Raw genomic sequence first — 22,054 nt, 5'->3', positions numbered from 1 at the left:
GCTCAAGCTATAGAGGAATATATCAAATACTATAACGAAGAAAGGATAAAGAGCAGATTAAAAGGCTTAACTCCGAAAGAATATCGGAATCAAGCCTCTATTAATCCTATGTTTTAAAATGTCTACTTTTTAGGTCCCACTTCATATCAACGCAAAAGAATATCTTTTTTTCTTATTCATTTAAAAACTTATCGACTCCACCGCGCATCAATTTTTGCGCGACTTTAATCACATCATCAATATCTTCTTCTCTTCCGTTTAAAGACCACTGCTGATAAATCGTCAGACCTGTTTGCTCTACATAATTAAGCAAAATCTGCTTTTTCCAATCTTCTAGACGATTAAACTGAGGAGAACTACCCCACGACTTACTCATAACATTGTCGATCATCTGCTGGCGAATCCCTGAATAAGTTCTACTAGTGGTGATTCGATCATATGCTTTTCCTTGTTTAGCAGAAAATCTGAAGAAAGATTCAAGACTCTTTTCCAAATCACGTGGATATTGAAAATCCTTCACTTCTTTTAAATATTCATCAGCATAACGCGCCTGCATTTCAGCTAACAAATCATCTAAAGTCTCATAATACCGATAAAAAGTTTTCTTATTAATTTGCGCACGTCTTGCTAGTTCTGTGACTGTTATCTTTGAGTAATCTTTTTCGCAGATTAAATCTTCAAAAGCTTGATAAATATTATTGATCGTTCGTTGAACACGAAGATCTTCATAACCCGTTATTTTCATTTTTATCATCCTCAAAAGAAATAAGGTATTCTAGTTTCTTAACTCTAGAATACCTTATTTCTTAGGATATAGTATTTATTTATCTTCTAATTGTTTCATAAGTTCATTATGCTTTTTATAAAAAGCAATTATCACTATTTTTTGCAACTTATACAACGCATATTTTTCCATTTTTTGTAACTTATAAGTTACATATTATTACTTAAATTGTAGTCTTTAAATGTCAATATAAGCTAATGCAAAAAAATAGCCAAGACACAGTCTATAACTGCATCCTGGCTTTTTTTACGTTCTCGTCTTGCAAAATCAACATGATTAAACAAGTTTACTTAATAATCCATTTAAATTATATTTGATCGACTTATTTCTTCTTTATTCTCTTGAAGTAATAAGTTATACAGTGCGCCATACAAATTTGCGTCATTTTTAAATTTGGCACTAGTAATTATTGGCTTTGTTAATGTTTGCTTTATTATGGAAGTATTATTCATAATATCATCATATGCATCATTGATTGTCTTAATTACAATAGGTTGAGCAGAGATCCCACCACCTATTGCAATCTTCTTTAAATCAACAACTGACTGTATATTAAAGATAATAGAAGCTATTCCAGCACAAAACTTATTAAATATTTCTACTGCTACTTTATTATGATGATTAATTTGTTCAAATGCTTTTTTCCCATTTTTCAAATCTTCATTTCCAGCTAGCACATTAATTTTTGAAATCATTTCAACTGCTGAATAAGAAAATCCTGCAATTTCATGAGATTTAGGGTCAGTAGAAAAACGCATAAAACTTAGCTCACCTGCTTGAGCATTTTCTCCTAATACTAACTGGTTGTTTACTATAATTCCACCACCTATTCCTGTTCCTAATGTAATAGAAGCACAATTATTAACATCTTTCAAACTACCAAGCCAGCTTTCAGCTAGTACGCTTGCTTTACCATCATTAATAACAGCAATTGGAATATTTAAATTCTCATATCTCTGTTGAAAATTAATGCCATCTAAAAATTTCAATGAGCCACCAAAATGAATAGTATTATTGATTATTTGTCCTGGTGCACAAAAAGCTATTCCTTTAAGATGATCGAAATTTTTAACAATATGATCAATATTTCTAAGAAAATCTTTTTTCTTTGAACTTGTCGATACTTTTTCTTTAAATATTACATTTCCAGATCGATCTAGAAGAGCAAATTTTATATTAGTACCACCAATATCAATACTTAAATAATTGTTCACTTTAACCCCTTACTTTTCTTTTACTACTGGGAGAGAAACAAAACTATCTTTGCCGCCTATAATAGTTTGATGTGCAATTATTGATTTTAATGGCTCTTTGCTCCACTGTCCATATACATTATGATGTATTGCATACATTGGAAAATTAGAAGATGAGATTAATAATACTATTTTTGAATTAGGCTGTATTTTCCAAACAATATCTCCTAATGGAATTTTAACTATTTGAAATTTTCCCGGTCTATGTGGTCCAAATTGCTTTCCATCATTTATAGACAATGAAGTTATACCATCTTTAATATTTATGAAATTACCATCTTTTGTCTTTTCAACTAATCTTACAGAAAAAGCAGTATCTTCTACATTAGTATCTACTTTTAACTGAACATTAATACTACCAGCTAAACTTACTCCAGCTTTGAATTCTTCACTTTCAAACTTGAGAACATCTTTTCTTGGAAGATATTCTTTAGTTTTAACAAACCCATGTGGCTTATCTGTAAAATTGGGAGCTATCCAAGCCAACAATTCATTTCCTGCTGGCCAATTATTAGGATTCGTTGGATCATAGTCAAAATGATATTTTGATTCACTATTTTCTGTATCTTTTAACGAATTATTAGTTCCAAGATGCAAGCATTTCATATTTGACTCTTCCATTATCACAGGATTAATCCAATCACCTGTCCCCATTTGATAGCAACCAGAATCCAAATCTTTACTTGATCCTTTCATAATGTGATTAAACCAAATCAAATTTGCTTTTAAATTAAAAGCTCCATATTTATCTGCATTAGGATAGTCTAAATTTCCAGTAACATCAGACATATGATCAGTTGGAGTAATAATTAATCTGCTTCGTCTTTTAATCTTCTCATTTAACTTGTTATAGCCTAATAAACTTCCTTGAAGATGATGATCAGCCCAACCATCAGTTACAACTACTGGCACTTTAATTTGACTAGGAATATTTTCCAAGATACTCCATATACTATTTTTCCAATAGTCATCATTTTTATTAATATGTGTCAAATAGTCCCTATAAAACTGTAATCTAGTATGAAGTATGGTCTCGTCTCTATTAATGGCAGGATATATTTTTAATGCTTGTTTATATTGTTCACTCACAGGAATATTACTTTTTACTAATGAATTTTGAAATGTCCAGGAAGTATATATATCTTCTCTAAACAAGCCGTTTGAGTATACCTGATCAAATCGATTAATGCCATAAACTTCTAGAAACATAGTTTTAACTTTAGAAGGCAATTTATCGCCAACAATCCATTGAGTATAAGCTGAATAAGATCGACCAAATGTAGCAATGGATTTTACCCAATTTTGATCATTTAACCAATTTAATGAATCTATTCCATCATTTCGTTCATTTATAAATGGTTGCCAATCGCCTTCAGATTTTCCAGTACCTCTACAGTCTTGAATAATTAAACAATATCCTTGTTCTACAAAAGGTAAATATAGAGCCTCTAATAATTCAACATTTGCTGGATAGGGATTTCTAGTAAATAAAACATTATATGGTCCATCAACATTCGGTTTAAAAATGCGTGTATTTAACTTGACATCGTCACGCATTTTAACCATATATTCTTCTGGCGGAAGAACTTTATTTAAAGGTTTTGGAAATTCTTTTTCAATTTTTTCATAAAAGGGTTCCCATTTTTTGTTTATTTGCTCTAGCATCATATCCGCCTCATTTGTGTTGGCTAAACAACCATGGGAGTAAATCAGGCTCATGAGCCATTAATTTCCATGAACCATGAGGAGCATCCCCACACATTCCTGGTTTATAGATAGTTTCCTTAATTTGAGTATTACCAGCTCTACGTATTGCCTCAACAGTATGTTTAGTCCCATTAACATTAACCACATTATCATCAGCAGCATGGAAAGCCCAAATTGGCATACTTGCCAATCTTTCTGCTTCTTCATCAGTAGGTTCCATATATCTACCTTTTCCTGGAGCAGTTAAAAAGTACTTACCATCGTTAAAAATATAGCCACAACATGGAGCAATAGCTGCAAACAAACCTGGATGATTTTCAGCAAAATGCCAAGTAGCTGCACCGCCATTTGAAAGACCGATTAAATAAATGCGATTTTTATCAATATTCTCGGATTCAACAGTATATTTGATTAAATCCATTAAGACTTGTCTAATATCTTTTCTAAACCAACCATTTAATTCTTTTGCCCAAGTAGCTTCAGGTGCTAAAACAACTGAATCTTCATGTTCTTCACTATATTCAGCTACCTTTTTAGGAATATCACAGCCATATAATGGGTATCTATCGCCATATCCTCTTTCGCCTGATCCGTGTAAAAATATAACTAATGGACGTTTAGCATTATATTTGTGAGAAGAATATAAGTAATAAGAAATAGTAGTCCTGTCATTTTGAAAGAATTTTGTCTCAAATTTCTTAATAGTCGGATCTTCTATAAACTTGGTTTCAATTGGCAAATCATTATTTCTAATATGCATAACAATTTGTGGGAAAATTAATTCATCTTGAAAATTCGAACCAAATTGAATAAGTGCTAATGATGGATCTTCTTCGAAAGTAACTTTAACTTTACCCCCATCTAATTTAGTAATTTCTTTAGTACCAATTTCTTTATTTGCGACAGAAAATGAGATATCTTTTAAGTTTAAATTATCTGCACCTTCAATAACGGCGCTTGTAACAAAATCTCCATCTGCTAAAACTGTTCTTTGATAATCTACATTAATTGTTTTCATTTTTTATTCCTTTCCAAATTTCTTCCAAATCTTTTTAGTTACATTAATTGAAAATACAATTGCTAAACCAGCTAAAATGTAACAAATTACATTTAACGTTAATGGAATTGAATATGATCCATTTACATCGAAGAATGCACCATCAATTGTCACTGCTAATGCAGCCGAAACAGATCCAAATACATTTAAAACTGACAAAATATTTGAGTAATCTTTTGAACCAAATTCTTTTCTAATAAAGTAAGTTAATGATACAAGTAAAATACCTTGTCCTAATCCTAAAATGAAACCAGAAGCAATTAACAAGGCAGGTTGTCTAGATACTAATAAGCCACCCCAGCCAATAACACCAAATAATGTATAAATTGCAATTACAACTGAATTATTAAATTTATCTAGGAAATAACCAATTGTCATCTTACCTGCAGCAGCACCTAGCATAATGCCTGAAATTACTGTTGCACCAATTGTTAATGGCAAACCAACGTTAACAACATGTGCTGAAACATGTTGAACCATTCCTGCTACAAATTGCAAAGCTACCATTGCCCAAGCAATACACCAGAACATTGGCGTTTTAATAGCTTCATGTAGTACAAAACCTTTACTATCGTCGGCTTTTTGCTTTTTATTTTTACTTGCTTCATCATAGCCATAAGCAAATGTTTTCTTATTATCTGGCTTTGGCTTTATTGAAAGTGCTAGTGGTACCAAGATAGCTAAAATTAAAATCCCTTCAACCAATAAACCGGTTCTCCAACCATTATTAGTAATTACACTACTAATAATTGGATTAAATACTGATCCGCCAAACGCAGAAACACCTAAAGCAATACCAAGTACAGTACCAAATTTTTTCTCGAACCAGTTTCCTAATAAAATTGGTGTAGGTAAAGCTAAGATAAATGGCTGTGCAATACCAATTACAATCCAAATGATGTAAAACATCATCATTGATTGAGCTCTACTCAAAATCAAAAATCCTAGCCCTACAACTGCAAATCCCACTGTTAAAATCCATCTTAAATTTAATTTAGACATGATTTTACCAGCGAATACTAATGTAATAGCAGTAGCAATATTACAGAAAGTACTCATTAACGATACTTCCGCTCTGCCTACATGAAATGCTGTCCCTAATGAGGCATAAAACAATCCTACAGTATTAATAATTAAGCCAAAACCTATAAAGTTAAATAGCATACATGCTACAAACACCCACCATGCATACTTTGTCGAATGCTTAGCTTTCATTTCTTTCTCCTTCTAAAACAGATTACTTATATTTTTCATAAATTATTGTAATCGCTTACAGTAAGAGCTACAATGACAGTATATCAAGAGAAAGGTATCAAAATTCTAGATTTAAATGGACAAAGATTTACTTAAAAAGTTTCAAAAGCTCACAACTACAGAAGAGAAGCAACTTAAAGATCACTTATTTCATAGAAATATTTCTGATAAAACATTAGTGAGCAAAAATATTACTAAAAAAGTGCGTGTCTTAACAGATAAATTTTTTGATGAAAATATCATTTATGTAGTTAAGCATCCTCGATTCGCAACGTACCCTACTCACATGCATACATTTTATGTAATAAATTACGTGCTCTCTGGAACTATCATTCAAAAAATTAATGGTCAAATTATTACTTTGAAAAAGGGAGATGTACTAATAATTAACATTGGAACTTCACACCAAGTATTAGCATCTGATGCTGACGATATAATGATTAATATAAGTATCCATAAGGATATATTGGATGTTTTTTCGGGGATAGAAAATACTGCTTATCTATTATTTAAGAGTCAAGATTATAATCAAAGAATTCATAATACTATAGAGATGATTATCGAAGAATATTACTATCAAGATCGTTATAGCCACGCTAATATTGAATCTTTACTACAAATTCTTAATCGCCAATTTCGTAGGGCTATCCGAAATCACGCTCAAAATCATAAACAATTAGAAGGTTTATCCCAACAAATATTTAGTAAAATAGCTGAGAATTACTCAAATATCTCATTAAAGAAATTGGGTCAGGAATTAAATTACAATTCTTCATATTTAGGTACTATTTTTAAGCAAGACATAGGTCGATCCTTTCACGAAGTTCTTTTAGATAAACGTCTTACTGTTATTTACCATGATCTATTGTTTACAAATCTCTCAATAGATGAAATTTATCGAAGAGCAGGTTTTACTAATAAAACTTCTTTTTATAATGGATTTAAGCAAAAATATGGTTGTACACCTAACGAAATTAGAAAGCTTCAAAATGATAATTTAAATCTCTTGTAAAAATATCTTTAAAATAACTTATTTTCCCATGAATCAAAAAAACAATGATTTGAAATAAGCTGTAAAAGTTGGACACTTTTACGGCTTTTATTATTGGTTGTTGTTTCAGTAATATAGTCACGCTTCGATTCTATATCTTTAATAGCATTCTGATTTTAACAATATGATCATCGAAATATCATTAAAGTTATCACTGCCAACAATTGCATCTTATACAAGACATTTCTGATTATTTTTTGCAACTTATACAAGACATTTCTGATTATTTTTTGCAACTTATACAAAGCATTTTTTCCATTTTTTGTAACTTATAAGTTACAAATTAGTGCCTAAATTGTAGTTTTTAGACATCAATATAAACTAATGCAACAAAAATAGCCAAGACGTAACTCATGTTACATCTTGACTGTTTATTTTTACTCATTATGAATATTACTAAATTTCTCCTACCTATCTAAGAGCCAATCTACTATATTAATAATTGGTATGCCATCAATACTCTTATTCTCAGGAATTTCTTCAGTAATCACAATTCTTTTAAATCCAGTTCTTAATTTCAAAAGATTGTCAGTCTCATGCGTATTTTCAGGAATCTGTCTAGTTACTTGAATATATTCTTCCTCATCAACTTTACGTGCTATAAAGTCAATTTCAACATCATCTAAACGTCCTATATCAACACGGTAGCCTCTACGAAGCAATTCTAAATAAACAATATTTTCTAATTGATTACCATAATTACCTGCCCGTCTACCAACAGCTTGTCTACGCAAACCAGTATCAACAATGAAATATTTACCATTATTAGATAGATATTTTTTACCACGTAAATCATATTGCTTAGTTTGATAAAACAGAAAAGCATCCTGCAATAAATCAATGTATTTCTGAACTGTATGAACATTTGTTTTTATTTGATTACTAATTAAGGTATTAGCAATTTTAGTTGGTTTAAATAATATTCTCTTTTAATCATTTTTGAATTATACTTCATTTTTAACTAATATTTTCTTCAAAATGAATTATACTTCATTTTTAGCACATTTTTCTAGTAAAATGAAGTATATTTCATTTTATTAAAGCTATAGCGAAGACTAATTTAAAACACTAGAGATAAAAATAGCCAAGATACAGTCTATTCTGCATCTTGGCTATTTCTATTACGCTTCTTCTTGCCACATGAATTCTGAGCGGCGATGAGATATATACCACTTGCCATCAATCTTTTGAAATTCATCATGATAACGAACACCTTCATGTTGCAAATGCTTTTCATCTTTACCAACAGTTACATAAGAATAAGCAATTCCTTTAGCTTTATCTCCGTCAATTTCAACTGTTTGTTGGCCATTCATATGGAACACAATTTTGTTATCCTCCATTGAGTTTGAGAAAGTCTTCTTGATTTCATCCCTACCATGCAAAGTAAAGACAATCTTGCCACCCAATTCAATTTCAATCACTGCATCTTTAGTGAAAAGTGCTACTTGCTTGTCATTTTCTTTAGTGTCGGCATAGTTTGAAAATTTATCAACTAATTCTTTAAGTTCTAAACGATCTGATAATTCTTGTACATTCATAATTTTTCTCCTTGTCATCTCTTAACTATAAGTATTATGACAAGAATTCATTTACTAAAAAATGGTCAATATTTTCTATAGCGTGACTTATGCCACACTATTTTCAAATCAGTTGCAAAAAGACCGTTATCTTAGAACAAATCTGACTTCAGAATATTTTTATTATGAATAAGCTATTGAAAGATTTGTAAAAATACTTCTTTAGCTTCATTAAATAAAGCTTCATCTTTTATATGACCAACTATTTCACAATTTCTGCTAATAAAGTCATATTCTGGAACTTGATATAACAACAAATCACCATGTATTTTTGATGCAAAATCTAATATTTCTAATCTAGTATTTCTTGCTCTATGCTTAGATGTAATTGCCATTGCATAGCACATTCCAGTCTTTTGATTAAACGAAGCTTGGCTCATAATTAAGAAAGGCCGTCTTATATTTTTCTTTTTAGGATCATGACCTCCAATTTCATGACCAGAATGTGGCTCAGCATCCATAAAAACTAAGTCGCCTTGTTTGGGATAATTAACTCTCGTCATCAATTCTTTCCTTACCTATTGGTTCTTGCTCTACGGGGTTATATTCTAAATCTTCAATATCTTCTTCTTTTTCTTTAGCTGTTAACGGTGTTATTTCATCCCAAAAATTCTTCTTTTCTTTCTGAATTTCTAGATCACCATTTTCTTTTAAAATCACCAAAACATTATCACCGATCTTAAAACCAGAATCAATTGGAATGGTGACAGAATTAGCATTTCCTGTTTTTCTAATCTTATATTTGCCTAGAATTTTTTCTTTATTTTTAAGCATAATATTCACCCGATTTCATTAAAATCATCATTAGGTAAGTACAAGTATATACTGCAAAATAGTATTTTTCAATTTATATGAAATACAACTTTATTACAAGTTATTTCAAATTAGTGGCAAAAAATAAGCCAGACCATGTGTCTGACTTATCTTCATTTGATCTATTTTTGAGAGAAAGAAATACATTATTTTATTTAGCTAATACTTGGACATCCCACCCTTTCATTAGAGTTCTAGCTTTTTCACCAGTTAAAATATCTTCATATCCAGTAAACTTATTTGGCAATTTCCGTTCTTCATTACTCATATTAAGAACGAAATAAAGTTCTTTGCCATCAGCTGTAATGCGTTTTGTTACTTCGAGCTTATGGCTATCACATACTAAAGATTCAATATTGGCTTGTAAAACAATATGGTTAAATAATTGCGTTAAACCTTCATGATTTAATTTGGTACCAACATACCAAGCTTTACCTTTACCATATTGATTCTCAGTAACAGCAGCTGTTCCAGCATAAAATTCACTAGAATATTTTGCTAAAACTTTAGCCTTATTTGGATGAATTAAATCACACATTAAACTAGTGTCATAATCTTTGCCATCCATCTCAACAGTAATCTTTTGTCCAGGAACTACTGCATCACTTTCTTCTACCCAAATACCAGTAACATCTTTAAGTGGTCCAGGATAGCCGCCAAGATATACATTATCTGATTCATTAACCATGCCTGACATATAGGTAGTAACAAAGTTGCCGCCTTTTTCTACATAGTCATTAATCTTTTTATCAAGACCAGGCTTAACCATGTAAAGCACTGGAGCTACAACTAAATCATATTTACTGAAGTCATCGTCTACGCTGATGATATCGGTTGGAATATTACGTTCATAAAACTGACGATAATAATCTAAAATTGAGTCAACATAGTTAAGATCTTGGGTAATGCCATCAACATATTCATATGCCCAGAAGTTGCTCCAATCAAAGACAATTGCGACTTTAGCATCAACTTTGGAACCTAAAATTGTTGGACCAGCTTTTTTCAACTTTTTGCCTAAGTCTTCAAGTTCATGAAATGCTCTGGTATCTGTTCTTTGTGAATGTGAAATTACTGCACTATGGAATTTTTCAGAGCCACCCACAGCTTGCTTTAATTGGAAGAATTGCACAGTATCTGCACCATGAGCTACCGCTTGCAATTCTGTTGCTGCCATTTGACCAGGACGCTTAAGTGGACTGTATGGTTGCCAGTTAACTTGTGAAGGTGCAGATTCCATCAGCATGAATGGTTGATGCTTCAAGCTTCTCATTAAGTCATACAAGAATGCTGGCTTATATTTTGGTGCATCATAAGTTGGATAACTATCATAAGAGATGATGTCTTGATCTTTAGCCCACTTCTGGTAGTCAATCATCTTATTTGGTAAGCTATGGAAATTAGTCGTTACTGGAGTTTCTGGATCATATTTTTTAATAATTGCTTTTTCCATTCTAAAAAGATTTTGCAAACTTTCTGATTGGAAGCGCAAGTAGTCAATTGAAAGTCCAGCAACAATAGTTTCACTACCTTCTGGACCCCATGCATCCCCTAATTCATTTGGAACAACAATCTCATCCCAATCATAGATAGTATGGCTCCACACATTCATATTCCAAGCTTTGTTAAGGGCATCTAAAGTATGGTACTTATTCTTCAGCCAATCTCTAAAGGCATTTTGGCAATTTTCACAGTAACAGTTGCCGCCATATTCATTATTCACGTGCCAAACTACAATATGAGGATTGTCACTATAACGTTGTGCTAATTTTTCTACTAAATCACCAGCTAATTTTTGATAATTCTTGCTACTTGGGCAGAAATTATGACGTTGACCAAAAACATGACGTCTTCCTTGATAATCTACTCTAGCAACATCAGGATATTTCTTAAACATCCAAGCAGGCATTGCTGCAGTTGAAGTTCCCATCACGATATCAAAGTTTGCATCTGACAATTCTTGAACAATTTTATCTAATTTTGAGAAATCATAGTGTCCTTCACTTGGTTCTAAAATTCCCCAAGAAAAAATATTAATTGTCGCAGAATTAAGATCTGCTTTTTTAAAGACTTTTATGTCTTCTGGCCATGTTTGTTCTGGCCATTGATCTGGATTATAATCTCCGCCATATAAAAAGCGTGATAATTGTGCCATTTTACTACCTCTACTTAAATTGTACTTCTGCTACTTCGTCGCCATGCTTAACAGTTCTTGGTTGAATTTCACTTGTTTTAATTACTCGACCTGGTTGAGTGTAGAAGACAACAACTGTATCCTTATAGCCATTCTTTAATGCTAAATCACGATCAAATTCTAGCAATAAGTCGCCCTTCTTCACACTTTGTCCATCATCATAATAAGTTTCAAAGCCTTCACCACGCAAGTTAACTGTACCAAGACCAACGTGAACTACAACTTGCAAGCCATCATCTGAAACAATTTCAAAGGCATGCTTAGTACCAAAGGTAAATTTAATCTTACCATTAAACGGTGCATAAATTTGACCTGAACTTGGTTTAATTGCGAAACCTTTACCTGGGAAAGGCTTGCCATCTTCATCAATAACAGAAGACATCTTCATTAATTCACCATCAACTGGAGCGTAAATTTTTGTTTCTTTTGGTCTAGCATTTTCTGAAGCATCTTTTTCAATCTTACCTTCAGCAAGCTTATCTTTTAATTCTTCAACAATTTCAGCATGTTTCTTTTCTGTTAAAGTTACTTTACTCAAGAAAATAACCATTCCGAGAATTGCTAAAGCAAGTGGAATATACAATGCTAAAGTATCAAATACATGAATATCATGAGTAGTCATATCGGCTGCCGTAGCTGAACCAGTCATACCAGCCGCAATAGCTACATAACCAATTAAAGCGTTAGAAATCGCACCTGTGAACTTATCAATCATTGGACGAACTGCTAAAATAACAGCTTCATTTCTTTGTCCTGTTCTCAATTGTCCATATTCAATCGCATCTGTAAATGTTAAAACTGTAGTAATTTGGAAGAAGTTAAAGTTAAACAAGAATATACCAATATCCATTAAAACAACGTTACTTCTACCAAAAATAAAGATTATATATGCCAATGTCATACAAATTTGTCCAATAGTTAATAACCATTTTCTTGGTATGAATTGGTTCAAAATTGGGAAGAATGGGATAAAGCCCATAATCATTGGAATTACACCAACAATCCAAAATTCATTTGGCTTACCAATTACAAATTTATACATGTAGAATAATACACCATTAGTGATTACATATGCCAATGAGTACATCAGATATGCTAATCCTGGCCATAAAATTTGATCATTATGGAAAATTGCTCCGAATACTTCACGCAAAGAAGTTTTCTTCTTAGCTGAAGTACGAATCATATTTTCTTTTTCGTGTGTACCTAAGCAAACAACGACTGCTGAAAGAATTGCTAAAGCTGAAATAAGTGCTGCAAAAGCAAACCAACCAGCAGGACCTTCAGCGTGTTTGCCAGTTACCATATAGGTAACACCAGTTACCACTGGGAATACAATGATTGACAAACCATTCCAACCAATAGTACCTGCAAAGCCACCAAATGCAGTGTAGATACCTCTGGCCTTTGAGTCTTCACTCAATGCTGGAACCATGCCCCAATATGAAATATCTGATAATGAATAAAAAATATCAAAACTAATATATAAAATTACAAATAATATTGCGAAAAGTATCCAGTTAACCTTTGCTAAACCGAAAATACCGGTAAACAAAATCATTAATAAAATCGTACTGCCAACTGTCCCTAACAAAATCCAGGGTTTGAATTTACCCCATCTTGTATGAGTATTATCAACAACATTACCAATAATTGGATCAATAACTAATTCAATAATTCTTATTAGAACCATTAATCCAGTAATCAGCCCTATCAATCTATCGGCGACAGTTTTGTCCAGACCACTGAACATTCCACTAGTAATAAAGATAATAAAATATGTACTCATTACACCGTAAAAGGCCGAGTGACCTAAATTACCAAAGGTGAATGATGCATAGGAAAGCAGCTGCTTTCCCGATATCTTGTGAATTTTACTCATTTCCATTCCTCCCAAGATTTTAGAAATCTTGTAATCGCTTACAGCAATAAATATATACCCTATTTTCCGCTTTAGTAAATAATTTATTTAGATTTACTAAATTATTTACTAATAGGTAATAAAAAAAAGAATGCTATCTATTAGCATTCTCCTCTTTGAAAAATCCAAAAAAATTTTTTTCTTTACTGAATTATTTACTTAACATTTTCTTCGTCTTTAGGAATAAAGCTCTTACGTACTACTAAATTAGTATTCATACACATATCAATATGAGCGCGATTAGGACTAATAATTAAGTTAGTTAGCATTGTTAACGCCATATCTATCATCTCTTGCTGATTAATGTTGTATGAAGAAAGCGGTGGTGAAACATACTTAACTACACTACTATTGTTAATACTTAAAATAGCAGTATCTTTTGGAACATTGATATTTTCTTCATTGAAGGCTTGCAGTACTCCAACTGCCAATGTATCTGAAGCAATCAAAAAAGCATCTGGAAAATTATCTTTACATTTGGCAATAGCTTCTTTACCAAGTTTATAACCATTCTCAACGCCAAAAGGCCCATCGACAAACATTATGCCTTTTTTGCCTCTAGCTTTCATATATTCGGCAAAAACTGTAGTTCGAATATCGTTTTCTTGAATATGATCATGTTTAATGCCTAGCCCACCAATAAAGCCTATCTTTTGATATCCATTTTTAATGAATAAATCAATAGCATTTTTCACTGTTAAAGCTAAGTTAGGACGAATGGAATCAAATAAATCTGGTGCAGGATTAGTATCGACAAAAACACCATTAGGTAAAACTTCATGTAATTGTTTTAACTTTGCATTATCAATTGAACCAGCACCAACACCGATAAAACCCTGAAATAAAGAAGCATGAGCAATTAAATCATCAATATCATAGTACGTTTTCATTTGCAAAGCTTCTCGTTCAACAGTAGAAATTAGTGCTTCTTTCAGAGAAGTAAAGTATTCATCCTGCAATTGTTCTTGATGATTTACTCGATACAATAAAGCAATTGTAGGACGAATTCTTTTTTCTTGATGATCTTTCCAATACTCTAGTTTATTAGCAATTTCTAAAATTTTATTTTTTGTATCCGCCGTAATAGATAAATTAGGATCATTATTCAATAAGCGTGAAACGGTCGCGGATGAATAACCCGATTCTTTCGCAATTTCTTTAATAGTTGTCATAATATGTCTTTTCTATTTATAAATATTTTTAACTTTATTATACAAAATATTTACTTAATTCCAATAAATATTAGTTTTATAGATAATAATGAGATCTATATAAAATACACGGATACATTCTTTTTAAATTAGTAAATAATTTATTAATTGAGTAAATATTTTATTAATGTGTTACAATGTAAGCGATTAAATAATAATTTTTTTAATAGAAACTAGGTAAAATCATGAAAGCAAATATCAAATGGCTTGATGATCCTAAAGTCTTTAGGGTTAATCAACTGCCGGCACATAGCGATCATCCCTACTTTAAGAATTATCGCGAATGGCAAAATAATCGTAGCAGCTTTAAACAAAGTCTAAATGGAAAATGGCAATTTCATTTTTCAAAAGATCCACAAAGTCGTCCTATTGATTTTTATAAGACTGATTTTGATTCATCATCTTTTGATACCATTCCAGTTCCTGGCGAAATTGAATTAAATGGCTATGCCCAAAATCAATACATCAATAGTCTTTATCCATGGGAAGGTAAAATCTTTCGTCGTCCAGCGTATACGATTAATAACGATAAACAGGACGGTGCCTTTAGTAAAGGAAGAGACAATACCATCGGCTCATATATTAAACGATTTGATTTAAATCCAGGCTTACATGGAAAAAATATTCATATCTTGTTCGAAGGTGTAGAGCGTGCAATGTATGTTTATTTAAACGGTCATTTCATTGGCTATGCTGAGGACAGCTTTGCACCATCCGAATTTGATTTAACTAAATATATCAAAGAAAAAGATAACGTTTTGGCAGTAGAAGTTTTTAAGCACAGCACTGCTTCTTGGCTTGAAGACCAAGATATGTTCAGATTTTCTGGGATCTTTCGCTCAGTAGAATTATTAGGCATCCCTAAAATTCATTTACAAGATCTCGACTTAAAGCCTACTGTCAGTGACAACTATCAAGATGGAGTTTTCAACGCCAATCTGCACTTCACTGGTCAAAATGGACACCTTCATCTTTTAGTTAAAGACGTTGATGGCAAGACTATTTTAGAAAAAGAAATGCCAATTCAAGAGCTGGTCAAAATCAGCAACGAAGAATTTAAAAATGTTCATCTTTGGAACAATCACGACCCATATTTATACCAACTTCTAATTGAAGTTTATGATTCAAATGATCAATTAGTCGAATTAGTTCCTTATCAATTTGGCTTCAGACGCATCGAAATTAATCAAAATAAAGTTATCCTTTTAAATGGTAAACGCCTAATCATCAATGGTGTTAACCGTCACGAATGGAATGCCAAAACTGGCCGCAGTATTACCATCAAGAACATGAAAGACGACATTCAAACTTTTAAAGAAAACAATATCAATGCTGTCAGAACATGCCACTATCCAAATCAAATTCCATGGTATTATCTTTGCGATCAAAATGGCATTTATATGATGGCCGAAAATAATCTTGAGTCTCATGGTACTTGGCAATATAGTGGCCCTACCGGTCCTACATATAATGTCCCAGGCGATTTACCAGAATGGCGCGAAGCCGTAATTGATCGTGCCCGCAATAACTATGAGACCTTCAAAAATCATACTTCAATTTTATTCTGGTCTTTAGGTAATGAATCTTATGCTGGTGAGGACATAGCCGCAATGCAGCAATTTTATAAAGACCATGACTCTTCTCGCCTAGTTCACTATGAAGGTGTCGTTCATAAGCCTGAATTAAAAGATAGGATCTCAGATGTCGAAAGCTGTATGTATTTGCCACCTAAACAAGTAGAAGAATATCTCCAAAATAATCCTGCCAAACCATTCATGGAATGTGAATACATGCATGATATGGGTAATTCTGATGGTGGTATGGGCAGCTACATCAAACTAATTGACCAATACCCACAGTATGTTGGCGGCTTTATCTGGGACTTTATCGATCAAGCTTTGTTTGTCTATGATCCAATCAGTAAAAAAGAAGTTTTACGTTATGGTGGCGACTTTGATGATCGTCATTCCGACTATGAATTTTCTGGCGATGGCTTAATGTTTGCAGACCGCACTCCAAAGCCCGCAATGCAGGAGGTTAGATACTACTATGGCTTACACAAATAATTTGAATATCATTTATGGGGATGCAACCTTAGGAATTAATGGCAAAGATTTCCAATACATTTTCAGTTATGAAAAAGGTGGATTAGAATCTTTAAAAATTAAAGGAAAAGAATGGTTGTACAGAACCCCTACTCCAACTTTTTGGCGTGCTACTACTGATAATGATCGTGGCAACGGCTTTAATTTAAAAGCTGCTCAATGGCTCGGAGCCGACATGTTTACTAAGTGCACCGATATTCATTTAAAAGTTAATGATCGTGATTTTGAAGAATTGCCAATTGCCCCAATTAATAATCAATTCAGTAATCATGAAGAAGCGCAAAACGTGCAAATTACCTTTGAATATCAAACCTTAACTACTCCTGCAACTAAGGTGAAAATAACCTATAATGTTAATGTTGCTGGTCACATCATAGTAACTATGCATTATTTTGGTAAAAAAGATTTACCACCATTACCAGTAATCGGAATGCGATTCATTATGCCGACTGCTGCAACAGGATTTGATTACACAGGATTATCTGGTGAAACTTATCCTGACCGAATGGCTGGTGCACAAGAAGGAAAATTTTATATTGATGGATTGCCTGTAACTAAGTATTTAGTGCCTCAGGAAAATGGGATGCACATGCAGACTAAAATGCTAAATATTTTTCGCTCGACCACTTTAAACAATGCCGATCAAGATGGTGAAGATTTTAATTTGAAAATTAGTCAAAAGCAATCACCATTTAACTTCAGTTGTTTACCCTATACTGCAGAAGAATTAGAAAATGCAACTCATATTGAAGAATTGCCACTAGCTCGAAGAACAGTATTAGTAATTGCTGGAGCTGTTCGCGGCGTGGGCGGTATTGACAGCTGGGGCGCTGATGTAGAAAAGCAATACAGAATTGATCCTGAGCAAGACCATGAGTTTTCATTCCAAATAAATTAATGTTTTAAATAATTTATTTATATTTAGTAAATTATTTACTAAATTTATTGTGCTATAATATAATTGAATTCAGTAAAGGCTAATAACCATTAAAAAGGAGAAAACATGAAAGTTTTAGTTATCGGTGGTGCGGGCTACATTGGCTCACATGCCGTTCGTGAATTAGTTAAAGAAGGCAACGACGTAGTTGTCTTAGACAGTCTATATACTGGTCACAGAAAAGCTGTTGATCCTAAAGCAAAGTTTTACCAAGGTGATATCGAAGATACCTTCTTAGTTTCAAAGATTTTGCGTGATGAAAAAATCGATGCAGTAATGCACTTTGCAGCATACTCATTAGTACCTGAATCAGTTAAGAAACCACTTAAGTACTACGACAACAACGTTGCTGGTATGATTTCACTTTTGAAAGCAATGAACGATGCTGGTACTAAGTACTTAGTCTTCTCAAGTTCAGCTGCCACATACGGCATCCCTAAGAAGTTGCCAATTACAGAAGACACCCCACTTAACCCAATCAACCCATACGGTGAAACCAAGATGATGATGGAAAAGATCATGGCTTGGGCTGACAAGGCTGATGGCATTAAGTACACTGCTCTTCGCTACTTCAACGTTGCTGGTGCTTCAAGTGACGGCAAGATCGGTGAAGACCATGCTCCAGAAACTCACTTGATTCCAAATATTTTAAAGAGTGCACTTTCTGGTGACGGTAAGTTTACTATCTTCGGTGATGACTACAACACTAAAGACGGTACCAACGTTCGTGACTACGTACAAGTTGAAGACTTAATCGACGCTCACATCTTAGCTTTGAAGCACATGATGAAGACTAATAAATCCGATGTCTTCAACTTAGGTACAGCTCATGGTTACTCTAACCTTGAAATTTTGGAAAGTGCTAAGAAGGTTACCGGCATCGACATCCCTTACACTATGGGACCACGTCGTGGCGGTGACCCTGACTCTTTGGTTGCTGACTCAACTAAGGCAAGAACCATCTTAGGTTGGAAGCCTAAGCACGAAAATGTTGACGATGTAATTGCTACTGCTTGGAAGTGGCACAAGAGTCACCCAAAGGGTTATGAAGACAAATAAATTAAGATAAAACATTAACCCTATCTTTTTAACTATATCTATTTTCTATTATCCCAAAATACCAGTCCGATCAACTGGTATTTTTTATTTTGGTGCATACCATTATCTACTAAGTTGCCGTATATAGTATAATAATAATTAGTACTATTGGAGGACTTTATGGCAAGTATTAGAGATATAGCAAAAATGGCGGGTGTATCTCCTGCTAGCGTTTCACGAATTTTAAACAATGATCCTACTTTTCATATCAATGAAGCTGCACGCGGACGCGTAATTGAAATCGCAAAGAAACTAAATTACACTAAATCTGATAAAAAACGTGGACCTAAGCAACCCGATTCCACCCTTTCAGTTGCCTTAGTCATGCGTTACGGCAATACACGCGAAATTAATGACCCCTACTTCTTAAACATGCACAAAGGCATAAATGAAGAAGCAAAGAAGTGGCATTTACGTATTGAACAGCCTTTTAAACTAGAAGATCCTGACAAAAATTGGAATGATTTAGCTAATTATGGTGCAGTTATCATCGAAGGCGAAATGACACCAGCTGCCATCAAACAAATCCAAAATATTAATCCTAATGTTATTTTTGTAGACGTAAACACCAACATCTATGGTTGTAATATCGTCCACAATGACTTCGTAGAGATTACATCTCACATTCTAGATACGCTCTATGATATGGGTCACAGAAACATCGCCTATATCGGTGGTAAATCATCAGTTATTAATCTAGATGGTAAAGTGGCTTTACAGAAAAATGACCTCCGTGAAAATGGTTATATTTCTTGGATGAAAATGCACAATTTAGATAAATACTGTCATACCTTTATTGCTAATTGGTCGGCTGACGACGCACTTAAGGCTGCAAATCAATTATTACAATTAAAAGATAGGCCAACCGCTGTTGTAGTAGGTAGCGATCCAATGGCGCTAGGCGTATATAAAGCTTTCAATGATGCTGGAGTCAATATTCCAAATGATATCTCAGTTGCAAGTTTCGACGATGTAGAACTCACTAGATTCCTATCCCCTACTCTTTCCAGTGTCTATATGGATACTGAAGAAATGGGTAAAACGGCGATTCGGTTAGCCAAAGACCTGATCACAGAAAAAATTTCCATTCCATTAACTATTACTTGCCACAGTCAATTTAATAAACGTGAATCAATCACAAAAAAAGAACGTTAGATTAATTAATCTAGCGTTCTTTTCATTTAGATAGGGGAGAGAAAATACTATTAAGTTGTATTAAATTGTTTTATTCGTCAAAGCCATTATTGTCGCTAAGCTTGCGATACCAATGCCCTGACTTCTTTATTGTTTTGATTTGAGTATGAATATTATCACGAATTAAACCATAACGATTACGGTAGGCATTCATCCAAGACCAGCAATCGATTCCGGTCCAGACGAAGTAGCCATGGCAGTTAGAGCCTTCTTCAATACCTTTGTGAAGTTCAAGTAAGTGATCTTTAATAAACTTGATTCGATAATCATCTTGAACTACGCCATCTTTGATAAAGCGCTCTTCACGTGATACACCCATACCATTTTCGGAAACAAACCAATCGATATTCTTATAATTATCACGAATATTAATAGCAATATCGTACAAGGTCTTAGGATAAATCTCCCAGCCTTTATCGACATTCATTACGCGATTAGGCATTTCATAATTATCAAAGTAAATATCAGGCATCCAGTCTTGCAAACTCTTAGGAGAGATTTGTGGAGCTTGTACACGTTCTGGATGGTAGAAGTTAACACCTAATTCATCGATTGTGTTTTCCTTGATTAATTGAAGTTCTTCAGGAGTAGAGTCCCAAAGTACACCAGCATCTTTTAGAATTTTAACTAAATCCTTTGGATAATGTCCCAAGATAGCTGGATCAAGGAACATGTTATTGTCCCAAAGGTTAGCAAAATGAGCAGCTTGTAAATCACCTTCTTTGTTTGAAGCGGGATATGCAGGAGTTAAGTTTAAAATAATTCCAATCTTATTTTGACCATCTGTAAACCGCTCATGGAATTTCTTAATTGCTTTAGCTGAAGCTAAGTTGATATTGTAAGCAACTTGAACTGCTAATGGACCATCAACTTTTAGTGGATAGTGGAACTTGTATAAGTAACCGCCATCCAAGATTACCTTAGGTTCATTAAAGGTAAACCAATGATGTACTCGATCGCCAAACAATTCAAAGCACTTATCTGCAAATTTAGCGTAAAGATCTGTCACATGCTTTGATTCAAAACCGCCATATTTCTTTTGCAATTCAATTGGCATATCGAAGTGACAAAGATTGATATATGGGGTAATACCATCTTTGATCATTTCATCAATCACATTGTTGTAAAAGTCGAGACCATCTTGATCTACTGTTGCTTCTTCAAAGTCATCAATTAAACGTGACCATTGAATTGAAGTTCTAAGATTTTTAATCCCTGCTTCACGCATTAATTTCAAATCTGACTTGTAATCATTATAAAAGTTAGATGCAGTATCAGGTCCTACACCATCATAAAATGCTTTGGGGTCGATTGAGTACCAGTAGTCAAAGACATTTTGATGCTTTTTCTTAAAGCATCCCTCGGACTGCGGACCCGAAGTTGCCGCACCCCATGCAAAATTTTCAGGAAATTTAATCATAAAGTTACGCTTTCTTACTTAATTCTGCTTTTCTTTCCTTTAATTTCTTATAAATTCCAGTTTCAACCATAATCAATAGTCCTGGTAAAAACAGAAGTAAAAGAATCGGATTGCGAATGCCAATTAAATAGATTATTAACCAAAAGGTCAATGCAGTAAGTGATAATTGTGGTTTTCTAAAAACATCTGCAAAAGCTTGCGCATAATATTCAACATCTTTGTCATAATGTTTTGTTGCCCAAACTAGTCCCAGCATGCTTATATATACACCTAATAAAATTAACCAAATACTTAATATCCAAAATATAAAACTAATTACAAAATGATTATTATTTACATTCTTCAGCAAGAAAATATAAGTACATAACCATGCAATAAATATTAATGAAATGCTAAAAGAAATAATTTTTGAAGTGAGACCCAAAAGTTAGACACTTTTGGGTCTTTTATTATGACTAAATTTAATAAAGAACAA

General features: G+C 33.1%; 20 protein-coding genes. 6 read left to right on the top strand and 14 right to left on the bottom strand.

Annotation, left to right across the window (positions count from 1 at the left end):
- Positions 1 to 117, top strand: a 117-nt coding sequence (locus RDN22_RS07540) for an IS3 family transposase (protein ID WP_308554877.1), incomplete at its 5' end; no start/stop codon positions are given.
- Between the two features lie 55 nt (positions 118 to 172).
- Here the strand turns inward: RDN22_RS07540 and RDN22_RS07535 are convergent.
- From RDN22_RS07535 to RDN22_RS07515, 5 genes are all read right to left on the bottom strand, one after another.
- Positions 173 to 745 carry a TetR/AcrR family transcriptional regulator gene (locus RDN22_RS07535; protein WP_308557156.1) on the bottom strand — a complete coding sequence of 191 codons (573 nt, stop codon included), beginning with the start codon at positions 743 to 745 and terminating at the stop codon, positions 173 to 175.
- A gap of 341 nt (positions 746 to 1,086) precedes the next feature.
- Positions 1,087 to 1,998, bottom strand: coding sequence for an ROK family protein (locus RDN22_RS07530; protein WP_308557155.1), 912 nt, complete (start codon positions 1,996 to 1,998; stop codon positions 1,087 to 1,089).
- A 9-nt stretch (positions 1,999 to 2,007) separates the two neighbouring features.
- Complete coding sequence (locus RDN22_RS07525) at positions 2,008 to 3,705, bottom strand: CocE/NonD family hydrolase (RefSeq protein WP_308557153.1); 1,698 nt, start codon at positions 3,703 to 3,705, stop codon at positions 2,008 to 2,010.
- 7 nt (positions 3,706 to 3,712) lie between these two features.
- Entirely contained in the window at positions 3,713 to 4,762 is a 1,050-nt protein-coding gene (locus RDN22_RS07520; protein WP_308557152.1) for a prolyl oligopeptidase family serine peptidase, read from the bottom strand.
- Positions 4,763 to 4,765: 3 nt separating this feature from the next.
- Positions 4,766 to 6,016, bottom strand: coding sequence for an MFS transporter (locus tag RDN22_RS07515; RefSeq protein ID WP_308557150.1), 1,251 nt, complete (start codon positions 6,014 to 6,016; stop codon positions 4,766 to 4,768).
- Between the two features lie 115 nt (positions 6,017 to 6,131).
- Here RDN22_RS07515 and RDN22_RS07510 point away from each other — a divergent pair, with 115 nt between their 5' ends.
- Positions 6,132 to 7,067 carry an AraC family transcriptional regulator gene (locus tag RDN22_RS07510; RefSeq protein ID WP_308557148.1) on the top strand — a complete coding sequence of 312 codons (936 nt, stop codon included), beginning with the start codon at positions 6,132 to 6,134 and terminating at the stop codon, positions 7,065 to 7,067.
- Positions 7,068 to 7,513: 446 nt separating this feature from the next.
- Here RDN22_RS07510 and RDN22_RS07505 read toward each other — a convergent pair whose 3' ends face one another.
- The 7 genes from RDN22_RS07505 to RDN22_RS07475 form a co-directional block, all read right to left on the bottom strand.
- Positions 7,514 to 8,008 carry a DUF4143 domain-containing protein gene (locus tag RDN22_RS07505; protein WP_374043093.1) on the bottom strand — a complete coding sequence of 165 codons (495 nt, stop codon included), beginning with the start codon at positions 8,006 to 8,008 and terminating at the stop codon, positions 7,514 to 7,516.
- Between the two features lie 219 nt (positions 8,009 to 8,227).
- Positions 8,228 to 8,647, bottom strand: a complete 420-nt coding sequence (locus tag RDN22_RS07500; protein ID WP_308557146.1) for a nuclear transport factor 2 family protein — start codon at positions 8,645 to 8,647, stop codon at positions 8,228 to 8,230.
- Positions 8,648 to 8,820: 173 nt separating this feature from the next.
- Complete coding sequence (locus RDN22_RS07495) at positions 8,821 to 9,189, bottom strand: type II toxin-antitoxin system PemK/MazF family toxin (protein ID WP_308557145.1); 369 nt, start codon at positions 9,187 to 9,189, stop codon at positions 8,821 to 8,823.
- Positions 9,176 to 9,460 (bottom strand): hypothetical protein, encoded by a 285-nt coding sequence (locus tag RDN22_RS07490; RefSeq protein WP_308557144.1) that lies wholly within the window; start codon positions 9,458 to 9,460, stop codon positions 9,176 to 9,178. The genes RDN22_RS07495 and RDN22_RS07490 overlap by 14 nt, the downstream gene beginning before the upstream one ends.
- Before the next feature lie 190 nt (positions 9,461 to 9,650).
- Entirely contained in the window at positions 9,651 to 11,654 is a 2,004-nt protein-coding gene (locus tag RDN22_RS07485) for a beta-galactosidase (RefSeq protein ID WP_308557142.1), read from the bottom strand.
- A 10-nt stretch (positions 11,655 to 11,664) separates the two neighbouring features.
- The gene (locus tag RDN22_RS07480; RefSeq protein ID WP_308557140.1) at positions 11,665 to 13,575 is read right to left on the bottom strand and encodes a glycoside-pentoside-hexuronide (GPH):cation symporter; all 1,911 of its coding nucleotides are present in this window, start codon (positions 13,573 to 13,575) and stop codon (positions 11,665 to 11,667) included.
- A gap of 194 nt (positions 13,576 to 13,769) precedes the next feature.
- The gene (locus RDN22_RS07475) at positions 13,770 to 14,786 is read right to left on the bottom strand and encodes a LacI family DNA-binding transcriptional regulator (protein WP_308557138.1); all 1,017 of its coding nucleotides are present in this window, start codon (positions 14,784 to 14,786) and stop codon (positions 13,770 to 13,772) included.
- Positions 14,787 to 15,010: 224 nt separating this feature from the next.
- Here RDN22_RS07475 and RDN22_RS07470 point away from each other — a divergent pair, with 224 nt between their 5' ends.
- The 4 genes from RDN22_RS07470 (at position 15,011) to RDN22_RS07455 (ending at position 20,120) form a co-directional block, all read left to right on the top strand.
- Positions 15,011 to 16,891, top strand: a complete 1,881-nt coding sequence (locus RDN22_RS07470) for a glycoside hydrolase family 2 TIM barrel-domain containing protein (protein WP_308557136.1) — start codon at positions 15,011 to 15,013, stop codon at positions 16,889 to 16,891.
- On the top strand, positions 16,875 to 17,828 hold the full coding sequence (locus RDN22_RS07465; protein ID WP_308557134.1) for a beta-galactosidase small subunit: 954 nt from the start codon (positions 16,875 to 16,877) through the stop codon (positions 17,826 to 17,828). Before RDN22_RS07470 ends, RDN22_RS07465 begins: the two co-directional genes overlap by 17 nt.
- A 105-nt stretch (positions 17,829 to 17,933) precedes the next feature.
- The gene (gene galE, locus RDN22_RS07460; RefSeq protein ID WP_308557132.1) at positions 17,934 to 18,926 is read left to right on the top strand and encodes a UDP-glucose 4-epimerase GalE; all 993 of its coding nucleotides are present in this window, start codon (positions 17,934 to 17,936) and stop codon (positions 18,924 to 18,926) included.
- 159 nt (positions 18,927 to 19,085) lie between these two features.
- Positions 19,086 to 20,120, top strand: a complete 1,035-nt coding sequence (locus RDN22_RS07455; RefSeq protein ID WP_308557130.1) for a LacI family DNA-binding transcriptional regulator — start codon at positions 19,086 to 19,088, stop codon at positions 20,118 to 20,120.
- Between the two features lie 70 nt (positions 20,121 to 20,190).
- On the opposite strand, the gene RDN22_RS07450 is transcribed toward RDN22_RS07455, so the two are convergent.
- Together RDN22_RS07450 and RDN22_RS07445 are read right to left on the bottom strand one after the other, a co-directional pair.
- Positions 20,191 to 21,579, bottom strand: coding sequence for a glycoside hydrolase family 1 protein (locus tag RDN22_RS07450; RefSeq protein WP_308557128.1), 1,389 nt, complete (start codon positions 21,577 to 21,579; stop codon positions 20,191 to 20,193).
- A gap of 4 nt (positions 21,580 to 21,583) precedes the next feature.
- Entirely contained in the window at positions 21,584 to 21,835 is a 252-nt protein-coding gene (locus RDN22_RS07445) for a hypothetical protein (RefSeq protein ID WP_308557126.1), read from the bottom strand.
- Positions 21,836 to 22,054 lie beyond the last annotated feature (219 nt).

The sequence above is a fragment of the uncultured Lactobacillus sp. genome, from assembly GCF_902491705.1.
Taxonomy (GTDB): domain Bacteria; phylum Bacillota; class Bacilli; order Lactobacillales; family Lactobacillaceae; genus Lactobacillus.
Note: the sequence above shows the minus strand (reverse complement) of the source record. Positions and strands in the feature narration are given on the sequence as shown.

Coding starts and splice junctions, on each gene's coding strand:
- RDN22_RS07535 (WP_308557156.1), bottom strand. CDS start 745: ATGAAAATAACGGGTTATGAAGATCTTCGTGTTCAACGAACGATCAAT.
- RDN22_RS07525 (WP_308557153.1), bottom strand. CDS start 3,705: ATGATGCTAGAGCAAATAAACAAAAAATGGGAACCCTTTTATGAAAAA.
- RDN22_RS07520 (WP_308557152.1), bottom strand. CDS start 4,762: ATGAAAACAATTAATGTAGATTATCAAAGAACAGTTTTAGCAGATGGA.
- RDN22_RS07515 (WP_308557150.1), bottom strand. CDS start 6,016: ATGAAAGCTAAGCATTCGACAAAGTATGCATGGTGGGTGTTTGTAGCA.
- RDN22_RS07510 (WP_308557148.1), top strand. CDS start 6,132: ATGGACAAAGATTTACTTAAAAAGTTTCAAAAGCTCACAACTACAGAA.
- RDN22_RS07500 (WP_308557146.1), bottom strand. CDS start 8,647: ATGAATGTACAAGAATTATCAGATCGTTTAGAACTTAAAGAATTAGTT.
- RDN22_RS07495 (WP_308557145.1), bottom strand. CDS start 9,189: ATGACGAGAGTTAATTATCCCAAACAAGGCGACTTAGTTTTTATGGAT.
- RDN22_RS07490 (WP_308557144.1), bottom strand. CDS start 9,460: ATGCTTAAAAATAAAGAAAAAATTCTAGGCAAATATAAGATTAGAAAA.
- RDN22_RS07485 (WP_308557142.1), bottom strand. CDS start 11,654: ATGGCACAATTATCACGCTTTTTATATGGCGGAGATTATAATCCAGAT.
- RDN22_RS07480 (WP_308557140.1), bottom strand. CDS start 13,575: ATGAGTAAAATTCACAAGATATCGGGAAAGCAGCTGCTTTCCTATGCA.
- RDN22_RS07475 (WP_308557138.1), bottom strand. CDS start 14,786: ATGACAACTATTAAAGAAATTGCGAAAGAATCGGGTTATTCATCCGCG.
- RDN22_RS07470 (WP_308557136.1), top strand. CDS start 15,011: ATGAAAGCAAATATCAAATGGCTTGATGATCCTAAAGTCTTTAGGGTT.
- RDN22_RS07465 (WP_308557134.1), top strand. CDS start 16,875: ATGGCTTACACAAATAATTTGAATATCATTTATGGGGATGCAACCTTA.
- galE (WP_308557132.1), top strand. CDS start 17,934: ATGAAAGTTTTAGTTATCGGTGGTGCGGGCTACATTGGCTCACATGCC.
- RDN22_RS07455 (WP_308557130.1), top strand. CDS start 19,086: ATGGCAAGTATTAGAGATATAGCAAAAATGGCGGGTGTATCTCCTGCT.
- RDN22_RS07450 (WP_308557128.1), bottom strand. CDS start 21,579: ATGATTAAATTTCCTGAAAATTTTGCATGGGGTGCGGCAACTTCGGGT.
- RDN22_RS07445 (WP_308557126.1), bottom strand. CDS start 21,835: ATGCTGGGACTAGTTTGGGCAACAAAACATTATGACAAAGATGTTGAA.